The organism is Armatimonas sp. (genome assembly GCF_043760365.1).
Taxonomy (GTDB): Bacteria; Armatimonadota; Armatimonadia; order Armatimonadales; family Armatimonadaceae; genus Armatimonas.
In genome coordinates this window covers 1-1,939 of record NZ_JAYUPA010000302.1, presented here as the reverse complement: position 1 = coordinate 1,939, position 1,939 = coordinate 1, and the positions used below count along the sequence as shown (strand labels likewise).

At 56.7% G+C, this 1,939-nt stretch carries 2 protein-coding genes; both read right to left on the bottom strand.

What is annotated here, in order from left to right; genetic code table 11:
* Window positions 1-32: 32 nt before the first annotated feature.
* On the bottom strand, window positions 33-1,166 hold the full coding sequence (locus ACH2EH_RS07265) for a plasmid pRiA4b ORF-3 family protein (protein ID WP_395140329.1): 1,134 nt from the start codon (window positions 1,164-1,166) through the stop codon (window positions 33-35).
* On the bottom strand, window positions 1,163-1,885 hold the full coding sequence (locus ACH2EH_RS07260) for a hypothetical protein (protein ID WP_395140327.1): 723 nt from the start codon (window positions 1,883-1,885) through the stop codon (window positions 1,163-1,165). Before ACH2EH_RS07260 ends, ACH2EH_RS07265 begins: the two co-directional genes overlap by 4 nt.
* Between the last annotated feature and the right edge of the window lie 54 nt (window positions 1,886-1,939).

Here is a 1,939-nt window from a genome sequence, read left to right as displayed (position 1 = left end):
CTTCCTTAATTTGACTATTGGTAGCGACAAGATTAATAGTAGCTCAGGCCCTTGTTCGTAGCCTCAAGGTCGAAAGCGGCAGGGTCGAAGCCAGGACGAGCCCACTCAAGCCACTCGGATAGCTCACTGCCAGAAACAGAGCTAGAACCACCGCCTAGAGCCTCCAGAACCTCCTGGTAGCTCCAGATACCCCCACAGTCCTCAGGAGGGCAACAACGCTCACCAGAAAGGCACTTGGGCCGTCCCCCACCGGATTCGACACGCTCCTCAAGCACAACCTCATGACGCCAGTTATCGCCCATATCGTAGACATACACCAAACGGCTTCCCACCTCGGGAAAGGCACGATAGAGGCGCAACGCTCTACCACTGCGATCCGGCCCCTCGCCAGGCTCTAAGGAAAACTGGTAGCGAGTCCCGTAGGTTACTTTCGCCTCGCCCTCGCCGATAACAAACTCGTGGAGATGGCAGTCCTGCCAGCCGAAAGCGCTCTGGATCAGGTGATGAAGCTGGTTCAGATTCAAAGATGCAGCAACCAGCAAGCGACGCCAGATAGGGGGGTCTGACTCTGTAATCGTCACACGAAGCTGGAGCGACCAGCGCGACTCCTCAAGCACTGTGGCGGGATCGAGGAGCTCGCGGGCGGCTGTCTCCGGGTGAAAGTAGTCCTTCTGCCCCGTAATTCCCACGAGGTAGCGACCCAAGTACAGGGCAATCTCCTCAGGAGCTTCCTGACGCTCCAGGCTGTAGTCCATCACTTGAAGGAACTGGGTCATGGTTCCCATTGTGGCGCGGCAGCGATCCGGGCCGGTGGGAACAAACTGTGGCTCGCCCATCGCAGCCAGCTCCTGCTCGACAATTTCCGGAGCAATGCAGAGCGCTTCTAGGCGCTGCCGCACCGCCTCCATAAAGCGCGTCCCCAGTGTCTGGAGCGGTGCTGCAGGCAGTAGAACAGCGAGGCGACACCTCTGGCTGATGGCTAGGATAAGGTGCTTTGGTCTTAGGGGCAGGTAAGTAGCGTACCAGTCTCCCAGGTTCGCCGTTGATTCTGTAGGGATATCTGACTCTGTCTGGGTGCCAGACTTAATTTTTTTGGCGGGTAGCTTTAAGCGATCCAGGAGTTTCTTAGTGCAGCGTAGATTCGTCACTGGGGATAGGTTTGTCATGGGATTTGGCCTGATGCCTTCCACTTTTTGTACAGCTCCCTGCGCTTCTCTGGGCGATCAAAGACGGCGAGGAGGCGCTCACGGCTAGTTGGGCTTACCTTTCCGATTTGTGCCTCATAGCGCTTTCGTTCGGCCTCACAAAAGCTCTGGAAGGCTTCGTAGGGTGCCCCACCCTGGCTCTCCAAGGCAGCCAGCTCTGCGGCGAGTTCGGAAGCCGTTGGCGGCGGCGGAATCACCTCTGTGATCGCCTCCTGAGGCTCCATAGTCACCTCCTGCGGTACTGGCTTTTGTTCATCAGCGACGAGACTTTCCTCCCCGCCAAGTCTATCTTCACCTCCGAAGAGTCCTTGGCGGATGATATCGCCCACCCCTAGATCAGCCTGTTTCTCAGCGTTGGTGGGAACAAAGACTTCACGCTTCTCCAGCTCCCCCACGCAGATCTTGTCAAAGTAGGCTCCAGGGCGGTCTAGGGCTTGCTTTGCATTGCTACTCAGACGCCTTCGTGTGGCTCGTAGAGCTGCATTCCAGGCATCGAGCGTCCCTTTCCCTTCTGAGATCTCCCAGAGCTGCTGAAAGCGCCTTAGACTCCCTGGGTCTCCCGTTAGGGCTACGACCTCGGAGACGGCTTTGTCCCTGATGGCATATATGCCTTTTCCCCCCTCGTTGGGCGTTGAGGCCCCTGCTGTCTGGGTTTCTTGGGCGTCTTCGCTAACGTTCAACGCTTTCTTTACAGATACATTCGTATCTTTCTTTTTCTGGGAATCTCTTTCTTT